Here is a 19696-nt window from a genome sequence, read left to right as displayed (position 1 = left end):
ATTTTATCCCTATGGGAACATGTTCCCGTAGGACGTGTTCCCTTTCATTAGGAGCACGTTATGTACACTATAAAAATTACACTTGAGAGTGGCGATTATATCATCACTCGAATAAATGGCACTGAAAGCGAGATCCGAGCTTATTATTCGATAGGCTCAACGATCGGATTTGATAACAAAGATAAGATCGCACATATTGAATTTATTCAATAGCACTTGTCCTTAACTTTCTACCCCTTGGGGAAATACGTTTCCCTTGAGGAGGTGTTTCCCCATTTTTTCTTTTGGAGAAATACCAATGAATTTACATCAATATTTTAATCATCCATCTGCATATAAAGTAATGCCTGATAATTGTGGAACATTTATGTTTTATACAGAAAATTATCTATTCTTATTTACCATTAAACCTGTAGATTTAGAAACTGTTCCTAATGAACAGTTACAAAAAATACTCAATGATAATCTAAGAGTAGCACGCTTATCAGTTAAAATTCTTGACCGTTATACTGAGCTTTGTTTAGGTGAAGAAAGTAATGAGTTTGTGAGTTATTTGCCTGAAGATAAATCTTGTGGCGGATATAAAAGAAAACTCTTCTCTTCAGCTATTTTTCAAGCAAGAAAACGCATTAATGAAATGCGTTTACAATTTGAAAAAATCAAAGCCGTTTGATTTTACCTCCCTCACCTTGTGTGAGCCTACCCATTTGGGGATCAGTTCCCCGGTGGGGCTGTTCCCCTTTTTACTTTGGAGAACAGCCATGAAAAAACAAACTCAACCTAAAGATTTATACCAACAAATTACTGACCAAATTGTGGAAGCCTTAGAGCAAGGAACAATGCCTTGGCAAAGACCTTGGGATAACGGTTGGCCACAAATGACAATTCCGTGTAACGGTGAAAGTGGTCGCCAATATTCCGGCATTAATGTGTTATTGCTTTGGATGAGTGCAATCCGGAAAGATTTTACTCAACGTAAGTGGGTAACGTTTCAAGGGGCGAACCATCTCGGCGGACAAGTGAAAGCCGGTGAGAAAAGTACCGTCATCATCTTCTACAAACAAAATATGTTTGAAGAAAAAGATGATGAAGGTCAGGTCGTCCTTGATGAAAATGGTGAACCGAAAATGAAATCATCGGTATTCATTCGCGGTCATCACGTATTCAATATTGAACAATGTGATGGGCTTGAAAAATACTATGAAGCGTTTCCGGAACCGACAATCTCATCGGAAATGATCCCACGTTCAGATTTAGATGTATTACCCGCTAAAATGGGGATGCAGTTATATAACAAAGCACAAGATCGTGCCTGTTATATTCCTAAGCGGGATTGTATCGTGATGCCGGATTTTGAAAAATTTCATTCTACCGATGATTACTACGCCACATTACTACACGAATGTGGTCACGCAACCGGACATAAAGACCGGTTGAATCGGGAAGGGATTGTTAATTTTGATAAATTTGGTTCTGAACGCTACGCTTTCGAGGAATTAATTGCCGAACTGACTTAGCGCATTTACTTGTGCGCATATGAATGTTTGCAACAACATTTCGCAAAATGCGGCGTATATCGATAATTGGATTCAAGCACTGAAATCGGATAAGAAAGCGATTTTCCGCGCCTCTTCACAGGCAAGGGAAGCCACGCAATATCTGATGGATGTGCTGAATCAAGAAACGCGACTTGCTGCGTAATCTATTTCTCTTTTTACTTTCAAAAGTGCGGTCAAACTTGACCGCACTTTTCATCCCATAGGGAGAATTTGACTTGAATGATTGAATATTCATAGAATGTACAGAATCAAGTGAATACCGGTAATACGGGAGGTAAACCATGTCGATTGCTTATGCATCGGATTTATACGGTTGGGCAAATGAACAGGCTCGCTATTTAAGCCTTGGTGCCTTTGACCAAATAGATATAAAACATTTAACAGAGGAATTGGAAACGATGGGAAATTCCGAATTGTCTGAGTTGGAAAGTCGGCTGGAATTGTTGATCATGCACTTATTAAAGTGGCAATATCAACCTAACCGTCAAGGACGTAGTTGGCTTCTCACCATCAAGGAGCAACGTACTCGGATTGAGAGACGCCTAAAACGTTCACCATCACTGAAGTCCAAACTTAATAGTGAGGAGTTCTTAAAAGACATTTGGGAATTAGCCGTTTTGTCGGCTGCAAGGGAAACCGGACTTGATGAAAGTAGTTTTCCTGAAACACCAAGCTGGACATTGACTGATATATTAAATCCACAATTCCTACCATAACCATCAAAGTGCGGTCAAATTTGACCGCACTTTTCATCCCATAGGGACAAGTTCCTTATGGGAATTTGCTCCCTATTCAATTCTTGATTAAGGAGCAATCCATGAATTTTGAGCAAAAATTTACCGCACTTTTTAACTCAATTGCGCCGCATTATCGACGCTCGGAAGTGTTTTACGACTTTATCACCATTTTGGGGCTAGAGTTTTATCTAATTTTGTATGGTGATTCAGCGGATGAAACGCTGAAACAGCGCTATCAAACAGCCATAGCGCACTATACAGAGGATGAAAAGCAAAAGTTAGTTCAACTTAGTGTGATTATTGTAGAAGCCCTTGAAAATAAAACCTATGATTTTTTAGGTTCGGTTTTTATGGGATTAGAGTTGGGTGATAGATATAAAGCCCAGCATTTCACACCTGGGCATGTTGCGCAAGCGATGGCAACCATCACATTATCAAATTGCCATGAGCTAATTCAACGACGTGGGTTTATCCGATTGCAGGAGCCAACGTGCGGCTCCGGTGTGATGATTATCGAAGCCTATAACTATTTACGCCAATCGGGTTTTAATCCTCAGCAACAAATGTGGATACAGGCAAGGGATTTGGATTTTACCGCTGCGATGATGTGTTATATCCAAATGACGCTTTTACATATACCGGGCGAAGTGATAATTGGGGATACCTTAACAAATGAGGTTCATCATCATTTATACACTCCGGCACATATATTAGGAAATTGGAACAAGAAATTAGAAGGGGCGGATTTAGATACTGAACCAGAAATTCAACAAATTGAATCTGAACCAGTAGAAGAATTGCCATTCGACATTGATTGGGAAAATGAACCGATGTTTTATTAAATTTAAGCCCTTATCCTTGAGATAGGGGCTTTGTTTAATATTTTATAGTGTTATAAACAATGGGAGGCAACACATTTTCTAGCTCTTTTATCATGAATGTTTGCTGGGAAATAAGTGTATGGAAGTAGTCATATAAGTTAAGTGCACTACTATGTTTAAAGATTTCTATAATCAAATGAGATGTTTTTTCAGAACGATAAAATGCAAATAATCTTAGTGAAGAGTAATCTTCATCATGACTAAAGTAAGTATCAATTGGCGCTGTAATAAAAGGAATTTTTGAATTCAATAATGTTTCAAATAACATTTGATATGCAATTACATCTCTATTGGAAATTATAAATATCTCATATTTAGAGAAAAGGCTATGGAATTGTTCTTCATCTAAATAAGTGAGTTCTAAATTAACAGTGAGTTTTACTTCTTTGCCTAATTCATTCGCAATATATCTTGCTGCTGCAAAATGATGGCTACCACCAGTATTATGCCAAGTGAATGTTTTCGACCATAACTCGCAAGACACAATTTCAGTCTCAACATGGAAAATTTTACTTTCATAGTGCCGCATATTTTTTGATAAATTTTCTAGAGTGATTTCAGAAATTAAATCTTGACTATCCTGCAAAACAAGATCATTTAGATTAGTAAATTCAGAAAGTAGGGATTTAGAGCTGCTTACATTTGTGATAGTCTGAATTTCACATAACCAATTTGGAATCATTTTAGAAGAAAGTAAACTTTTTAACATAGGTAAAAGTTCTTGGTTACAAGATGAAGCAACTCTTCCTTCATATTTTCGATAACGCCATTCTATACAATACTTATTAAAGAATTCCCAAAAATAACGTCTATTTCCTAGAATATTATTGAATTTTAATTTAGGTTTAAATTGTGTTTTGTTCTGTTTGAGAATATAGTTGAGATTATAACAAGTTATGATTGTAGGCGTTCTTGCCTTTAAAAACTTGGAACACAATTGAAGGAATGAAAAAAATTGATAAGTAATATTATTCATATTTTAAGATCATTATGTAATTTTAATTGATGAGTTAAGTAGCTATTTTATTAAACTCACCTTTCAGTCGTAAAATCACTCAAAAATCCCACCATTCTTTTACTCCTCCCCTTTCAACAAACGATCAAAATCGCTTTCAAAATGTTGATCTTGAATAACACGATATTTTTCAAACTCGCTCAAAACGTGAGCTCTAGCGATTTCGGCGGTAACTTTGCCAGCATCTTGCAGTACTGCTCGGTCAGTGGCGTCTAAAAAACGGTTAAGCCTTGTTTCCCAATCTTGCATTGTCATCGGGATTTGGCGTAATGCCATATCTTCCGCCATATCCAAATAGGCGGACACAAGCCGTTGCAGTTGAGCTAACTCATTGTCTGATAAATAATTTTTCGCCACTACCACATCAAAAGGATAAATTTTGCCCTTCGGTGAATCTTTCCAAGTAGTCAAGCCCATATTTGGCTTGCTGGCATTTGCCCGTTTTACAATCAATTCTGCGGCGGTATGACCATGAATTGCCCAATGCAATTTATTTTGCACCGTGCTAAAAAAGCGTTTAGTCGCCGTGGCTGTGCGGTCGTAATCAATGGAAGTTGCATAAATATCGGTGATTTTTTGGTAAAACTTGCGTTCTGATAAGCGAATTTCTCGGATACGGACAAGTTGTTCTTCAAAATACTTTTTGCCTAAACGTGTGCCGTCATTTTTCAAGCGTTCATCGTCCATTGCAAAGCCTTTGATGGTGTAGGTTTGAATAATCTCTGTCGCCCACTTACGAAATTGCACCGCTCGCTCAGAATTGACTTTATAACCCACGGCAATAATCGATGAAAGATTGTAGTGTTTTGTCTGATAATTTTTACCGTCATCAGCAGTTATTCGAAAATTTCTAATAACTGAATTCTCAGCTAACTCATTATCATCAAAGATTTTTTTTAGATGATAGTTAATCGTGGATACTTCAACATCATAAAGCTGTGCTATCATTTTCTGGCTCAACCAGACATTTTCGTCCGCATAAATGGCATTGACTTGGCTCTCTCCTGTGGCAGTCATAAAGGTGAGATATTCCGCAACCGAAGAAACAATTTCCGATTTGATCATACAAACTCCTTAACTGAAATTCTATTTAGTCTAATGCTAATTGCAATATAGGCAAAGGAGAAAAGAGCATTTTTTGATGCAAATCTCAAAATTTCGTAAAAATCCCATCGTTCTTTTAAACTTGTTGCATAAGCTAGATTTTCAACTGTTTCACTTTGTTTAACTCTGCATTTTCTTTAGGGAATACAAGGTAATACACCAACTGCGTTAAACAATTTATTTCGGTAAATAGATAAATTAAATATCCGCTTGTCAAATCATCTTTTACCATTACGCCAGGCTGGTACTTTGCTCATTGATGGCTACGCCTGTAGCACAAATGCTGAATTATTCAAACACAGTCTCTATTTTAGCATTATTATTTGTATAACTGTGTGAATAAACAGCTCTTAACTGCAATTATTGGCGGTGGTTTAACTGGGGTTTATACAGACTATCAATTAAGTCAGCAAGGCATTACCGATTATGTAATTTTAGAAGTAAACGACACTTTTGGCAGGCTCATAAGCCTTTTGAAGTGAAAGATGTTTATATTATAAATTAATTGCGCTTGTTTTTTATGATCATATTATTACTTTTATGTTATGGATAAGTGTTTTCTTTTCTGAGTGATTTGTGTAATTTTTTATCTCTCACATCATAGAGATTTAAATAAAAATAGCAGTGAAATATTATCTCAAGATTGTAGAGAGTTTTTCATTCAATTAAGAGGGAGAAGATGAGTAACATTAAATTGAAGCTTTTCTCACGGCTCTTGGATAGCTTCGCTTTTTCTTATTCGAGAGTTCATAATTTCCCAATTCATCTAAAAGCGATTGGTATGCCTTAGGTAAATTTCCCAGGCTTAATAATGATACGCTGGTGAAGTAAGTGATAACAGAAGCGCTACATCCGGAAAAATTGAGTCTATTCGGGCAATTCCTTTACGTTTTGCCACCTATGTCATTGCCTTTCGGATGATATTATCAACAAACGAGATTGTGGTTAAGGCTTTTGAATTGGAAGGTTATACGCTTGATAAACTGATTTCCACTCAATTGTTATTGCATTTGCTCACGCATTAAGACGATTACATAGTCAGGGGAGTATCAAAAAGCATTCTATTGCAGGGCGTAGTCAAAGCCAGAAGATTACATAGGAGTTAAAAGAGATTGGAACATAAGAAACTAGTAGTATTCTCTGTTATCAGACCGCTGCTCCCCCCTAAATATTACTCACATTGCTTTAAAGGTTTATCAGCGGTCTGAGCTGAATAGTGATATTCAGCTTTTTATTATGTATTAAAATATTAAGTGTGTTGTAATACAATTTGTTGCTGTACCTGAATTGGTTGGAGTGTTTGGTATCTCTGTCTTATCAGGTTATATAGCTCAGGCATTTCTTCTGCAGATAATGTTACAACCAAAACGTAAGGTAAATCTTCCAGTTCATCTATATTAACAGGCATACCACAATCTCTTCCATAATAAATTATGTCAAAACATGGGGCTGTTAGCTGGTTAGCCTTAAATTTGTGTTCACTTCTTATTGTGTTTTCCCACTTATGGGCATCTCGTTGTTCACTTTCATCCATGTAAATACGTTTCTGATTAAAAAATGGAAATGTAAGTCCTGGAGCATCGTCAGTACTTTTTCGCATAATAACTTCAAGTCCACTTCTTGTATAATTAAGAGAATGTTCTGGATCTACTGAAGTTGAGAAACAGAACGTTGCCCTTAATGTTACACTTCCTCGTATAGGTATGTTTGGAATTGGAATTAAGGCTCTCATATATTGTGATGGTTTGAGTATTCCTTGATAAATAACTTTTACTTCATCATCACTACAATAGATAATGTCATTAATATCATTAGGGAAACGTCCCCATCCAATTTCGTTACGCGGAAAGTCTTTAGGTTCTGCATGGTGTACGAGAAGAGCTTTAGCTGTTAACGGCGTGATGTTATGTTGTAAGGATGTACTTAAGGCTATTGCCTGGCGTAATACTAACGGGGCAGCAAAACTAGTACCGGCAGTGCTTACAATTCCATTAGTCATCGGACTATATGTTTGAAATGGTTCTTTAGCGTGTCCTCCAAAAGCAACACCATCTGGTTTTATATACCCTGGGCTTCTACCAGGACCAATGCAGCTATATGAACATCTTTCCCAATTATCTGATAGAGAGGTGGCCGCACCAACAGATAATCCATTAACTAAATCTGAAGGTGGTTGAATTCGGTTCAGTGATTTTGACAAATGTCCGTCATTGCCAACAGCGACGGTGCAAAGTGCTCCGCTTTTAGCAAAAATCTCTTCAAGGGTCGAAGTCCATACATGAACATCATCGTCGTCAATCGGGAGTCTTGGACCTAAACTTAGGTTTATATAATCATATTTTGTTTGTTCTAATACCGTTTTTATACGGATAAGAACATCAAATAAATCTATATCAGTATTATTAATATCTGAGTCTAACACTCTATAATGATCTATATTACAATAAGGTACGCTAAGCTTTTTAGTATCATTATTCACAACACCAAAAAGAACGGTGGATGTAACATCTTGCCCATGAGAAAGTAATTGCGCACTGGTATTACCATTACCCCATATATATTCTTTAACCCAAGGAGCAAAATTATTAATTCCTAGTCCTCCATCGAATATTGCGACTTTTAAATCAGGATTTATAGCTTTTTCTGAAGGAAGGCTAAGAGTGGAGCCATTGGTAGATGAACGTAATATCACAGGATCATTAACCCGTAATTGGGGTAATTCTCTTAAGGTTCGGAGAAAAGAGAATTCTGCGAGTTTCAATGCCATATTTTTACTGGCTTTGGCAGGAATGAATGTTAATCCTTTTACGCTTATGCTTCTTTTTTTATCTACGAAAACACCATTTTGTTTTGCAAATACCTCAAAAGCATCAACAATCCATGAAGAGGTATTGGGTGTATGTAAAGCTATTTCAACAGCTACAACCTCATCATTATTAAAACTTTTTATTTTATCTGAGATAGTTAATGTAGATATATTTTCTAACGTAATAAAATCATCTTTTAAGATTTGATTTAGGTTGTCTTCATTTAATGTATCAAGAAAGTCCTGAAAATTTTCTTTTTTACCGGACACATAAATACAGGCGGTTGTATATTCTTCTCTCTTCCCTCTCTTTTTGATATCTTTTCTAGGTTTAATACTAACGGCCTTACTGCCTATACTTTGAAGAGAAAATTTATTTAATAGCTTAATTGGAAAATAACTTTTAGCTAAAAAAGCTGGATGAAGAACGAATTTTACTACTGCTTTTCCCTCTGGCATTGCAAGCGGTAGTGTGTTGTTAATTTCAGAAATGACTTTACTTAGCTGCGCTATAATAACAGGTTTGTTTTCTTCATATGTATACGGCTTAGTTTTAGGTCCTCCGCCTGTATTTAATACTACTGGTCTAGTAAGCGTTTCTCCATAACCAAGAAGCATATTTTTATTATTCATTGTTGTAATCCTTGTCCTTTCACAAATTTTTGTATTTGAGATCTTGAAATTCCTAAGTCTTGTGCAATTTTTCGTTGAGAAATATTTTTTGATAACATTGTTTCAATAACATTTTCCAGTAAAACATTATCACCTAATAATTCATTAATTAATGTTGCACTGAAAGTTTTTTTTTCTATGATAGAATTTTTTTTAGCTTGATTAATGGATCTTTCTATTATGGCATAAGAAACATCATACAATTTAGTTGATATATAATCTGATAGATTATTACTAATATCTTTAGATATCAGATACTTTTTAATTAGCTCTTGATTTGGAAGCTCAAAATCAATAATACTATCAAACCGTCGCCAAACAGCAGGATCTAGAAGCTCTGAATGATTAGTTGCTGCTATCAGTACAGATTGCTTAGGCCATTCGTCAATAGTTTGGAGAATAACGGTTACTAATCTTTTTAATTCACCGACATCAGTTGTATCGTCTCTCTTTTTAGCTATTGAATCAAACTCATCGAGTAATAGTACACATGGAAAAGATGAAGCATAATTGAGTACGGCTTTAATATTATTTCCGGTTTTACCTAGATAACTACTCATTACACTGGCAAGATCTAAAGTTAGGAGAGGTATGTCAAGTTTATGAGCAATCCATTTGGCAGATAATGTTTTACCTACTCCTGGCGGACCACTTATGAGCAGAGACGTAGAAGGATATAGCCCGCCTTTATGTAAGGATTCTTTCATTTCCCATTCAGCTATAAATCGATTTAACTGGGTATTTACTTTTTCTGACCATATAGGAACTGTATCCATAATTACCGGATATACTTCAATTAGTAATTTTTGTCTGGTATCGGCATCAACAGGAGAAAATTGATGTGTTAATGATAGCCCTCTTGTGACAGAATTAGTGTTTGAAGTGGAAATTAAAGATTCCAATTCCTTTGCTAAGTCAGGTAGTTCTTTCTTTAGCTTTTTGGCTATTACTTTCAACCTCATCAAAAGACTATCTTTTTTCCCAGTAAGTGCATCATTTACTACATCAATAAACATTTCATTTATTACATTAGCCATAAATTTACAAAAATCCTCATAAAGAAACAAAACTTTCTAAATTATAGCCAAAAAAAAATAAAATTAAAGCCATTTTTATTGTTTTTTAGATTAAATTGAACCACTTTGCTGGAAATGTGAGCCGGTGTTGTTTTTGCGTTGAGATTAGTAAGTCTAGTAAAAAAGGAAGGTTAAATTGCTCCCGTAGAAGCATACTGGATGGTATATTACAACCAATACAGTAAGAGGAAATGATGTAAAGAAGCTGAATAGTGGTATTTACTCCAGACCGCTGACAAACCCACCTTTACTTGTACAAAAGTGGGTTGATGGTAAGGTTATTCTTAAATTTGATGAACTTGCACGCTTATCATCTTTGTTTGGTTGTAATGTTCGATGGCTTCAACACGGGGTTGGTTCTTTTTATTCTGTTCATTTTTAACATATACGAAAATAATCCCCTCTTTCTTTTGCTAAAGAATTTTTGAACACGACATTGGATGGTAATTACACATAATCCTAAATGAAAGCAATGGTCATGTGTATATTGCCCAAGAATTTAAGCGTAGCAATGTTTGTTATACCTACTTTTCATCTGATTTCTACTTAAAAGATTTTTATGGTTCAGATAGATTAAATAATACAGCTCGATTCATTTTAATGTTATTTGCATTTGAAAGACTAGATTCAGACGCAATAATTAAGGGATACATAATTAAGGATACATTAGCTACCTCATTTTTCATAGATTGTGAGAAATATCCTCTTCTATTTAGGCTTGAAGCTAGAGAATCCCCAAAGATATTATTGATGTTAATTATCCAATGAGCTATTGGGATGGATATAAACCTTTACAACAGAAATTACATAATTGTATCAATGAGGATTCTTTACTTTCCAAGTTTAAATCAGAAATAAAATCGTCGTTTATAGATGTAGATGGTTAAAAAATATTCTCAGCAAGGATATCTTCCCTAGTTAATCTCAAGTGAACTAGAGAAGTTCTCATCCTAGCTCTACATTTTTGAGAAATCATAAATTGATTCCAATTTTCATATTGCTCAAGATAACAAAAATCAATGGTTGTTAAAATCACTTTATTTTTTAATCTTATTAAATTAGATAAGACATAATTAAAATCTTCATCACCAATTGATTCAATGCATAAGATATCATCAACATCTAAATTTTTTAGATGATTCTTAAAATCAGAAATACTTTCAATAAACTTATAATGTTCACATTGGTCTTTTAGTTTTTCAACTAATGTTGATTTTCCTGTAGCTATCTTTCCAGAGATGATAATAAGATTTAGTTTAGTAAAAAGTTCTATTTTATCTTTTGCGTAATTCTCAAGCTTTTTATCAAACCTTAATTTTCATCAAACTTTTTATTAAATAAAAAATATCAAGCATATTAATTGCTTTCCTTTTAACCTTGCTATAGTTGAGAGAGATAAACCATATTTTTGTGTTGCTAAATTTATTACCCCCCCCCTTAGAAAGATCCTTATAAATATCCCGTCTAACCTTTTCCATTTTCCTCTAGATTGTCTAAGTTATACTTATATTACCTTTTGGTAGAAGCATCATCTAACTTGATGAGTTCTTTATCTATTAACTTCTCTAGTATTTTTTCTAAATTTTTTCTCTGCTTATTTGTTTGTAAGGCGTTGATAAAAACAAAAGATTGGATGGTTAAAGCAGACAATGCTATATAGGTATATACATTAATTCCTTTTTCGATGAAGTTTAGTATTAATGCAATAAAAAGCATTGTCATTGTGATTAAATTAAAAATTATTAATTTTTTCATTATTGCTCCCTTTGTTTTTCTCCGCCGAATTCCGCCAATAAATTTTCAGTCAATTGGCTAAGAATTCCCGTCATTAATACAAAATCCGCATCAAAACGCTGAGCGAAATCCTCTTTCAAAATATCATCATTTTTTTCGCGGATAACATCAGCAAATTTTAAGCGTCTAAGGGTACAATCTTCATGAATGACAAAGCTCAAATTGTCTTCCCAGTCTAGAGAGAGTTTTGTGATAATTTTTCCTTGCTGAAAATGAAAGAGCATTTCTTCATCTTCAAGCGGTTGCTTTTTACAGCGAATAACACTGTCTTCTTGACCGCCACGCAATTCCGCTTCATCTAATACCGTTAACCAGTCAGGTACGCTATTTTGAGTCACCCAATGGGTTAAAACTGTGCTTGGTTCGTTAGCAAAAGTAAGGGGAATAATCGGTAGAGAGCCTAAAGATTTACGGAGTAGAGCCAAGGCATCTTCTGCTCGTTTGTTTGATGTTGCATTGACATAAATTAAATTTTGCTCTGTATCAATCCACAATGCTGTATGTTGATTCTTGCTGAATGCTTGAGGTAATAAATTCATCACTACATCATCCTTTAACATTTGTTTTTCAGTTTTTTTCAGTTTGCGGTTTTCTTTTTTCTCCAGGCTTTTAATACGTTTCTCTAATTCTTGATTCACTACATTTGCAGGTAGCATTTTTTCTTCTTTGTTTGCTACCAAAAAAATCTGCTTTCCTACGGAAAAATACAGTAAATCTGAATCTCGTAATGGTGAAATCCAGCCAAATTTACTCATATCCAGCGCACTGCAAGGAATATAAGCACAATCGTTCAGTTGATTTTGTAATTGTGTTAAATCCCAATTAATAGATTTTGTTAAACGATAGATAATGGCATTTTTGAACCAAACATAATCAATCCTCTTATGTTGTTATTTTTTCACATCATAGAGATTTGAATAAAAATAGCAGTGAGAAATTATCTCAAGGTTGCAGAGAGTTTTTCATTCAATTAAAAGGGAGAAGATAGGTAACATTAAATTGAAGCAATTTTTTTGAATTGTAAAGATAATGAAACAGAGCCTACTCATTTTTACCTTTCTTTTAATATCGATAGCCATGCTGAAAATATTCGTGATCCACAAGAAGGGGGTGTTTGTCATGTTGAAGCAGAATATTTTATCCCGGCGTATGGGAAAAATACGGTGAGAATGAGTTGATTTGTAATTATTGGAAGTTTTTAAGTGAAATGGATAAGCAAGCCTTAGAATCCGAGTTAAATAATGACAATAATAATGATGATACAGAAGATAAGACAGTTGAAGTTAATAATAGCGATTATGACACTTTGGATGAAATGGATGGGAAATAAGTTTGGATAAAATGATGGGGAGTAAAAACTCCCCATTGTTTTCTAGCCGCTGCCTAGAACCCGCTACTTGCTCATTATAAGCTGGCCGATGAGCACTCTGCGGATCCCTGCTGTATTTAATGACCGAGGGGACATTATCCTGTCAAAAGAACATACTAAAAACCCACGTATTAATTAACGTGGGTTATCAGTAAGATAGTATGACATTTCCGCTCTAATTGCGTGGTGTGAGGGACTATCTAAAAATATTATCTTTTTACTCTTGGGGGATAGAATTGACGGCTATGAATCACAGTCAAGATTTTAATATGATCATCAAATTCTTGATATACAATACGGTAAGACCTAGCGAAAACTTCTCTTGTACCCATTTGATCTGCTCTAAGTTTCCCGCATTTAGGTAACATTCCAATCAAATTGAATTTTTCAACAAGCTCGTTATATAATCTAATACCTGTCTCTGTATGAGACGTATATTCAACAACATCATCTAGGATCTTAGCTATATTCTTCCTAGCCTTATCTGTAACAACCCAAGGTTTAGCCATACGCTACATTACCTTCTAAATATTGTAGCTCTTGTTCTTTACGGGTTAATAATGACTCCATCTCTTGTTTAAATTGCTCCGCAGTACAGTATCTACCATTGGCAGCATCATCAAGTCCATCTTGAATTTCTTGAGCCAAAAACTCATCGTATCCAGGTTCTTTGAAAATCATACATTTCCTCTATAAATAGGAATTATTGAGAGAATGATACACCAAAAAAGCCAAAAGGTTAAGGGAATCCCTAACGGGATTAAAGGTATTTGCCTTTCTTTTAATATTGATTAGCTATGCTGAAAATATTCGTGACCCACAAGAAGGGGGTATTTGTCATGTTGAAGCAGAATATTTTTATCCCGGCGTATGGGAAAAATACGGTGAAAATGAGCTGATTTGTAATTATTGGAAGTTCCTAAATGAAGTGGATAAAGAAGCATTGGAATCTGAACTTAACGATGATGACAACACTGAAGCAGAAAATGAGGTAGAGGTTGATAATAGCGATTATGACACTTGGGATGAAATGGATGGGAAAATAGAACCTAATTTACATTGGAATACTTGTAAAAAAGCCAGTAAATACTGGCGTTTGTTATCTTATGTTTCACTCCAATTACTCAGTCCTAATTTTCTTTTCATCTGAACAATAGGTTTTGGGGTTGAAGTTTCAATGTAAATTTGAGCCTTTTGGGAGAAAGTCTGCAATAAGTACGGTTTCTCCAACCACAATGAATTTTACAGAATGTCCATATTTGAGAGGGTAAATATGAAAATATCCATCAGCGTAAGCCGCTGCAACAAAACTTAATTTTTACGCAGAAGAACGCATAGTTTCTAAAAATCGTTCACTAATAATGTTATTTTGGCTATCGTTGTAGATGTAACCTGCTTTGTCCAATAATTTTGATTCTGCATGTTCAGACCAAAATACAAGATAATCTTGTTTCATTTGCCTTGTAACCCATTTTTCAAAACAAACTCAAGTTTTTCCATAACTTCATTGTGTGGAATTAGCTTAATTTTTCCTGTCATTATATCTTGCAAGAAACGTTGTTCTTCTGTTAAAGATTGTTCGAACATTGCTTGTATTTGATCTTCAATAATAGGGTGAGATTGCTGCTGAATATGTTGCATAGCATTTCCTTCTGATCTATAGGGAGGCTACCCATGTACGTTATAGGTGCTTTGTCTCAGTAACTCTAACTGATAGAGTGATATTGATGCAAATACAAAAGTTTTCTCGTGTAAACGGATTCCGATCGTTTCGGAACTCGTTCAAATAATTGTTTGTCGCACACATTCTTATATACAACTCAATATTTCGGAAGAATAATTATATACTTATGAGTATACTACTGAGCGTTTGAAATCATCTAATTCTTTAACTGTTTTTTCAACGGTCGCCTGCACGCGTACTTTTGCCTCTTCTAATAGAATACCTTTTCCAGCTTCTAATTCAGCGCGACCCTGCGCAATTTTGCGAGCCAAAAATTCATCATATCCAGGCTATTTGAATACCATATTTTCCTCCGGTTAATGGAAATAAACTTGTTTGACATCATACACCAAAAAAGCCAAAAGGTTATTAAGGGGGCTCTGACGAGCCAAGGGGAATGATTTAAGGGGAAATCCGTTTCCCGAGGGGAAACGGGCTTACCCGAAAAGGCGAAAGGGCTAAAAGGCTAAAGAGCCTTTTCCTCTACCTTATAGGACATCATCTCGTCATATAGTGACAAAATCTTAGGTATATCTCCATCATTTGATGGCGTATCTAACCCAAAACATTTTGCCGTAGAAACATACATGGTATCAAAATTATATTTATCTAAACGTTTTTCTGTTCCATCAGATTGCGATTGATAGCGTTCAGGATACTGTGTTTTCTCATACCTAAAAATATCAGTCGCTATATCTGTGATTGCTTTATCAATGTTAATAATTTCCAATTCAGATAAAAATTTTTCTGCTTTGTCATATTCCAATTTATTGGAATAATTATAAAAGCGCAAAACCTCGTGTCGAATTAATGGAGTTGTAAAAAAGAGAGCTTGACCTGATTTATACTGTTGTTTAAACCAGTTAAGAGCATTAGAATTACCTTTTAATATACTGATAATTTTATTTGTATCTAATAAAATTTTCTTCATACTTCAACCTAATTGGAAATTCCTAAAATATCGAATAATTTATTTTGTTGATTTTTAGAACGTTCATTTTGAATATTATTTAACTTGATATTATTTAAATTAACATTAAATGCGCTATAAAGTAGATCAACAAATGCCTCATTACTAGGATTAACAATCTCTTTATTTACAACAATACCGCCTTCATTGATCAGTTGGTATGCTTTACCATTATATAACTGAGATAACACTAATGATGAATGAGTGGCAACAATAAAGACAGTATTTGGAAAAATTTTATTTAATATAGGTAATATCTTTGTTTGCCAACTAACATGTAAATGGCTTTCAATTTCATCAATTAACACAACACCCATTTCATTTTCGATATTATTTGAATTTGTGAAAAATGAATAGCCTGATACAATTGATTGTACAATTTTAATTAATGAAGTAAATCCGGTACTGAGTTCTTGCAAATTTCTTTTTTGACCATCTATTGTGAATTCAACAGAATTTCCTCCGGGTATAGAAAAAGACTTCTTATCGTTACTAATACGATCATCAATTTTATTTAATATATTTAGTACAGAAAGCAATTCAATTTCTCTATTATCAACACCTGTTTGGTATTCATTAGTAGACATAGCTCGTTGAATAAACCATTCTGTAATAGAAGTATTATGAAATTCATTCAGATTTTTATATATATTTTCAAAATACTCACATTTTCTTTCTTGATACTTACCTAAGGGTCTTATACTTTCAATATTTTGATCTTTTATATATCCTCTTTCTTGTGCAGGAATATAAACAATAGGAAAGGAAACAATCTTATTAATATTTTTCAAGATATGACTAGAAACATCATTCCCATCCCAAAAGAAAATGTTATTAATTCTTGCATTATTAAATACTAAATTTGATTTAAAATTGCCAATAAGCAGAGCGTTTTTAACAAAATATTGTTCATTAGAAAATAATAAGGATTGATATAAACATTCTAGTGCTTTTGTTTTACCAACCCCATTATTCCCAATAAAAACATTTATTTTACTATTTGGGTCAAGATTAATAGATAGTCGTTCAATTCCTTTTACTCCCCAAAACTCATAGGTTGAAGGAATTTCATTCAATTTTGGGTTGCTCATATTAACCTCTATATTTATGCATAAAGCCAATTTGGAGTTTATAAAATATCGTATTGGTGAAATATTATCACTTGCAAGGTATTGAAGTAGTATCAAAATAAAGTTAAATCTTAGCAAGTGTTTCTAATAAGTGTTAAGGTTCTGACAATTTCTAAATTGGTTTTAGTATGTGTTCTGACAAGCAGATTTAAAATCCACAATGTAGACATTTTCAAGATCGATAAGAAATTTCACTTGATACTTACCGTTTAAAATGGGAATTTCTTTGCATTTATGAAATTTATAAATATCTGCCGTGTACGAAAGTTTATCTATTTCGCTCTTGATTGCGTCATAAAACCGCTCTGCGATGATGATATAAAATGTAATTAGCTTGGTTTAGTCACTTACTTTCAGCTAAATCATACTAAATAACGTTATAATCAAACTTCATTATTTGTCTTCCAAATGTAAGGATTTGCGTAGATTTTCCATCGCTTGATCGTGTGTTTTGGTTGGAACTAAATCATTTTCTAATTTATATAAAAGAGCAAGCTCATCATCTGTATAAAAACGATGTTTTTTGTCATTCTTTAATTGGAAATCTTGCGATAATGCAATGCTCACAGTCTTATTCTCCTTTCATATAGGTTAACCTGTGAAAATTTCAGGCTATTTATAACTTTACATCTAAAAAGCTAAGCCTTTAATGTTTATGAAATATTATTGCTTGTAACGCCTTAAAGACAGTATAAAAAAATCAAAATGAAATTGCATTAACTTTTTGCTTTACCTTGTCGGTGAGTTACTGTTGTAATACAGAAAACTTAACAAAACATTACCAGAATGTTAAAAAAATTCTTAACTTTATTCCGCGTGACGAATGCTCAAAAAAACAGCATTACGAAAGAAACACTCATAACTAAAGGGTGGTATGAACCATTATCTGCCTCAGAATTACTCAATACTCCACTAAGAGAGCAGTATTTGACAGATATTTGGCGAAACGTATCGATGACCCCGCAGATGTTTAATACACTCTATCGAGAACCAATAGAAAAATATGCTGAAATAGTTCAGCTCCTTCCTGCCTCCGAAAGTCATCACCACGCTCATGTCGGTGGTATGCTTGACCATGGTTTGGAGGTACTCTCTGTTGCTTTAAAACTGAGACAAAATTATGTATTACCACCAAATTCCCCACCGGAAGAACAGGCAAAACAAAGAGATGTTTGGACAGCGGTTGTTATTTATGCCGCTTTATTACACGACTTGGGGAAAAGTGCGGTTGATATTGAGGTTGTTTTAGAAGATCAGCGTCGTTGGTTCCCTTGGCAAGGTAAAATAGATATTCCATATCGTTTTCGTTACATCAAATCACGAGATTATTCACTTCATCCTGTAATAGGAGGCATATTTGCGCAGCAATTTATTCCTAAAGAGGCACTTAATTGGCTAGCAGAATTCCCGACTGCTTTTTCTGCATTGATGTACTTTATTAATGGTCATTCAGATAAAGCCGGTGTTTTGGCAGATATTATTCAAAAAGCAGATCAAATTAGCGTGACAATGGCACTTGGCGGGGATATTCAAAAAATTGGTGAAAAAACACAAATCTCATTTGCAAAACAGCTACATATTGCTTTAAAAGAAGTCATTAACGGTATGAAATTAAATGCCCCGAAAGGGGGCGGTGAAGGATGGTTAACAAGTGATGCACTTTGGGTGATGAGTAAAAGCACTGCAGATAAAATCAAAGCCTATTTGATGCACCAAGGGGTACCGGTTCCAAGTCAAAATAGTCGAATATTTGACGAGTTACAAGCTCATAAACTTATTGAGCCAACAACTGAAAATACAGCCATATGGTATGGTAAAGTCACCTCTCATAGTGGTTGGACACATAATGATCCCTTTTCATTGCTAAGAATTTCTCCAAATGTCATTTGGGAAAATATCGGTGATCGTCCTTCTTTATTTGAGGGGCTTGTTACCGTAGTGGGTAAAGATGGGAAAAATAAGGTAGTCACAGACGTTGAAGTTGGAACCAATGCGATATCTGAATCTTCAATTAAGAATAACGATACTATCGGCAGTGAATTTTTGTTTAATAATATTGAAACTTCACCAAATGTTACGCTAACTCCTGATACAAATGAACAAAATATAGTAACTGAGCCAGAATCCGATCCAATGAGTGCTTACTTAGACTTATTTCCTACATTGGATGAAAATAATTTCTCGACAGCATTACCTTCCGATGAACCTGATAATATAAGTACTGAAACAGCGAACAAAAAGTTATCTGAGACAGAGTATGAAACAACTTTATCAAAGGTGATACCCGTCACAACAGCGAACAAAAAGTTAAAAGAGAAAAAAAGCCCTCTTTCGGAAGTAAAAGCGAAGGATAAAATAGTAATTGATAGTGATGATTTATTAACAACTGAAAATTTTATCAAATGGGTAAAGGAGAGTATCATAGCGAAGTCCATACATATTAATAAACCTGATGCAAAATTACACTTTGTAGAAGATCATCTTTTTATGGTTACTCCGGCTATATTTCAGTTATATACGAAAGAAAAGTTAGGAAGTGATAAGCAAGAAGATTGGGAGTTTTTACAAAAGCAATTTCAAGATTTAGGGCTTCATAAACGCTTATATGCGGATGGAGACTCTTGGAATATCTGGTCATGTGATGTAGTTGGACAGAAAAAAACATCTTCATTAAGTGGATATCTGATTGAAGATGTGAAGCTTTTTGTGGGAAATAAACCGGTGTTCAATAACCACTGGTTAAAACTAAAAGGAAATATCAAATGACATTTGATGAACTATTAATTCAATTTTTTTATTTCGTGAATTAAGACCTGATACTAAGAAAGCATACCAAAAGGTCGTCAATCAATTATCCAAA

At 34.4% G+C, this 19696-nt stretch carries 22 protein-coding genes; 9 read left to right on the top strand and 13 right to left on the bottom strand.

The features are described from left to right. Positions 1-298 precede the first annotated feature (298 nt). The 5 genes from BKL49_RS02705 (at position 299) to BKL49_RS02690 (ending at position 3138) form a co-directional block, all read left to right on the top strand. Positions 299-673, top strand: a complete 375-nt coding sequence (locus tag BKL49_RS02705) for a hypothetical protein (RefSeq protein ID WP_077423092.1) — start codon at positions 299-301, stop codon at positions 671-673. 88 nt (positions 674-761) lie between these two features. Beyond that, on the top strand, positions 762-1517 hold the full coding sequence (locus BKL49_RS02700; RefSeq protein ID WP_279625908.1) for an ArdC family protein: 756 nt from the start codon (positions 762-764) through the stop codon (positions 1515-1517). Positions 1518-1536: 19 nt separating this feature from the next. After that, complete coding sequence (locus BKL49_RS12790; RefSeq protein WP_279625907.1) at positions 1537-1701, top strand: zincin-like metallopeptidase domain-containing protein; 165 nt, start codon at positions 1537-1539, stop codon at positions 1699-1701. 139 nt (positions 1702-1840) lie between these two features. Further along, complete coding sequence (locus BKL49_RS02695; protein WP_077423091.1) at positions 1841-2275, top strand: DUF29 domain-containing protein; 435 nt, start codon at positions 1841-1843, stop codon at positions 2273-2275. A gap of 101 nt (positions 2276-2376) precedes the next feature. After that, entirely contained in the window at positions 2377-3138 is a 762-nt protein-coding gene (locus tag BKL49_RS02690) for an N-6 DNA methylase (protein WP_077423090.1), read from the top strand. A gap of 34 nt (positions 3139-3172) precedes the next feature. On the opposite strand, the gene BKL49_RS02685 is transcribed toward BKL49_RS02690, so the two are convergent. The 6 genes from BKL49_RS02685 to rdgC all read right to left on the bottom strand — a co-directional run bounded on the left by BKL49_RS02685 (position 3173) and on the right by rdgC (position 12522). Further along, a complete protein-coding gene (locus tag BKL49_RS02685; protein WP_077423089.1) occupies positions 3173-4153 on the bottom strand; it encodes a DUF6685 family protein in 981 nt (326 codons plus the stop codon). A gap of 99 nt (positions 4154-4252) precedes the next feature. Further along, on the bottom strand, positions 4253-5257 hold the full coding sequence (locus tag BKL49_RS02680; RefSeq protein ID WP_077423088.1) for a virulence RhuM family protein: 1005 nt from the start codon (positions 5255-5257) through the stop codon (positions 4253-4255). 1288 nt (positions 5258-6545) lie between these two features. Beyond that, positions 6546-8735: a S8 family peptidase gene (locus BKL49_RS02675; protein ID WP_077423087.1), complete on the bottom strand. Its 2190-nt coding sequence runs from the start codon at positions 8733-8735 to the stop codon at positions 6546-6548. Further along, on the bottom strand, positions 8732-9811 hold the full coding sequence (locus tag BKL49_RS02670) for an AAA family ATPase (RefSeq protein WP_077423086.1): 1080 nt from the start codon (positions 9809-9811) through the stop codon (positions 8732-8734). Before BKL49_RS02670 ends, BKL49_RS02675 begins: the two co-directional genes overlap by 4 nt. A gap of 1548 nt (positions 9812-11359) precedes the next feature. Next, positions 11360-11605: a hypothetical protein gene (locus BKL49_RS02655; protein ID WP_077423084.1), complete on the bottom strand. Its 246-nt coding sequence runs from the start codon at positions 11603-11605 to the stop codon at positions 11360-11362. After that, positions 11605-12522: a recombination-associated protein RdgC gene (rdgC, locus tag BKL49_RS02650; RefSeq protein ID WP_077423083.1), complete on the bottom strand. Its 918-nt coding sequence runs from the start codon at positions 12520-12522 to the stop codon at positions 11605-11607. The genes BKL49_RS02655 and rdgC overlap by 1 nt, the downstream gene beginning before the upstream one ends. A gap of 135 nt (positions 12523-12657) precedes the next feature. Here rdgC and BKL49_RS12600 point away from each other — a divergent pair, with 135 nt between their 5' ends. Further along, the gene (locus BKL49_RS12600) at positions 12658-12822 is read left to right on the top strand and encodes a hypothetical protein (protein ID WP_244151939.1); all 165 of its coding nucleotides are present in this window, start codon (positions 12658-12660) and stop codon (positions 12820-12822) included. 29 nt (positions 12823-12851) lie between these two features. After that, complete coding sequence (locus BKL49_RS12785) at positions 12852-12974, top strand: hypothetical protein (RefSeq protein ID WP_279625906.1); 123 nt, start codon at positions 12852-12854, stop codon at positions 12972-12974. Positions 12975-13222: 248 nt separating this feature from the next. On the opposite strand, the gene BKL49_RS02640 is transcribed toward BKL49_RS12785, so the two are convergent. Further along, a complete protein-coding gene (locus BKL49_RS02640) occupies positions 13223-13522 on the bottom strand; it encodes a type II toxin-antitoxin system RelE/ParE family toxin (protein ID WP_077423082.1) in 300 nt (99 codons plus the stop codon). Continuing rightward, a complete protein-coding gene (locus tag BKL49_RS02635; protein WP_077423081.1) occupies positions 13515-13694 on the bottom strand; it encodes a hypothetical protein in 180 nt (59 codons plus the stop codon). Before BKL49_RS02635 ends, BKL49_RS02640 begins: the two co-directional genes overlap by 8 nt. Before the next feature lie 106 nt (positions 13695-13800). On the opposite strand from BKL49_RS02635, the gene BKL49_RS12595 reads away from it, so the two are divergent. Next, the gene (locus BKL49_RS12595; RefSeq protein WP_143530792.1) at positions 13801-14163 is read left to right on the top strand and encodes a hypothetical protein; all 363 of its coding nucleotides are present in this window, start codon (positions 13801-13803) and stop codon (positions 14161-14163) included. Positions 14164-14465: 302 nt separating this feature from the next. On the opposite strand, the gene BKL49_RS02620 is transcribed toward BKL49_RS12595, so the two are convergent. The 5 genes from BKL49_RS02620 to BKL49_RS12410 form a co-directional block, all read right to left on the bottom strand. Further along, the gene (locus tag BKL49_RS02620; RefSeq protein WP_077423080.1) at positions 14466-14654 is read right to left on the bottom strand and encodes a hypothetical protein; all 189 of its coding nucleotides are present in this window, start codon (positions 14652-14654) and stop codon (positions 14466-14468) included. Between the two features lie 207 nt (positions 14655-14861). Beyond that, positions 14862-15008: a hypothetical protein gene (locus BKL49_RS12415; RefSeq protein WP_167367109.1), complete on the bottom strand. Its 147-nt coding sequence runs from the start codon at positions 15006-15008 to the stop codon at positions 14862-14864. A gap of 194 nt (positions 15009-15202) precedes the next feature. Further along, positions 15203-15667 (bottom strand): type II toxin-antitoxin system VapC family toxin, encoded by a 465-nt coding sequence (locus BKL49_RS02610; RefSeq protein WP_077423079.1) that lies wholly within the window; start codon positions 15665-15667, stop codon positions 15203-15205. Positions 15668-15675: 8 nt separating this feature from the next. Continuing rightward, positions 15676-16797: an AAA family ATPase gene (locus BKL49_RS02605; protein ID WP_077423078.1), complete on the bottom strand. Its 1122-nt coding sequence runs from the start codon at positions 16795-16797 to the stop codon at positions 15676-15678. A 432-nt stretch (positions 16798-17229) separates the two neighbouring features. Beyond that, a complete protein-coding gene (locus BKL49_RS12410; protein ID WP_167367108.1) occupies positions 17230-17403 on the bottom strand; it encodes a hypothetical protein in 174 nt (57 codons plus the stop codon). A 219-nt stretch (positions 17404-17622) separates the two neighbouring features. Here BKL49_RS12410 and mobH point away from each other — a divergent pair, with 219 nt between their 5' ends. Next, positions 17623-19602: a MobH family relaxase gene (mobH, locus tag BKL49_RS02595; protein ID WP_077423077.1), complete on the top strand. Its 1980-nt coding sequence runs from the start codon at positions 17623-17625 to the stop codon at positions 19600-19602. Positions 19603-19696 lie beyond the last annotated feature (94 nt).

The organism is Rodentibacter myodis (assembly GCF_001999305.1).
Taxonomy (GTDB): domain Bacteria; phylum Pseudomonadota; class Gammaproteobacteria; order Enterobacterales; family Pasteurellaceae; genus Rodentibacter; species Rodentibacter myodis.
The sequence above is the reverse complement of the archived record's forward strand: the minus strand, read 5'-3'. Positions and strand labels throughout refer to the sequence as shown.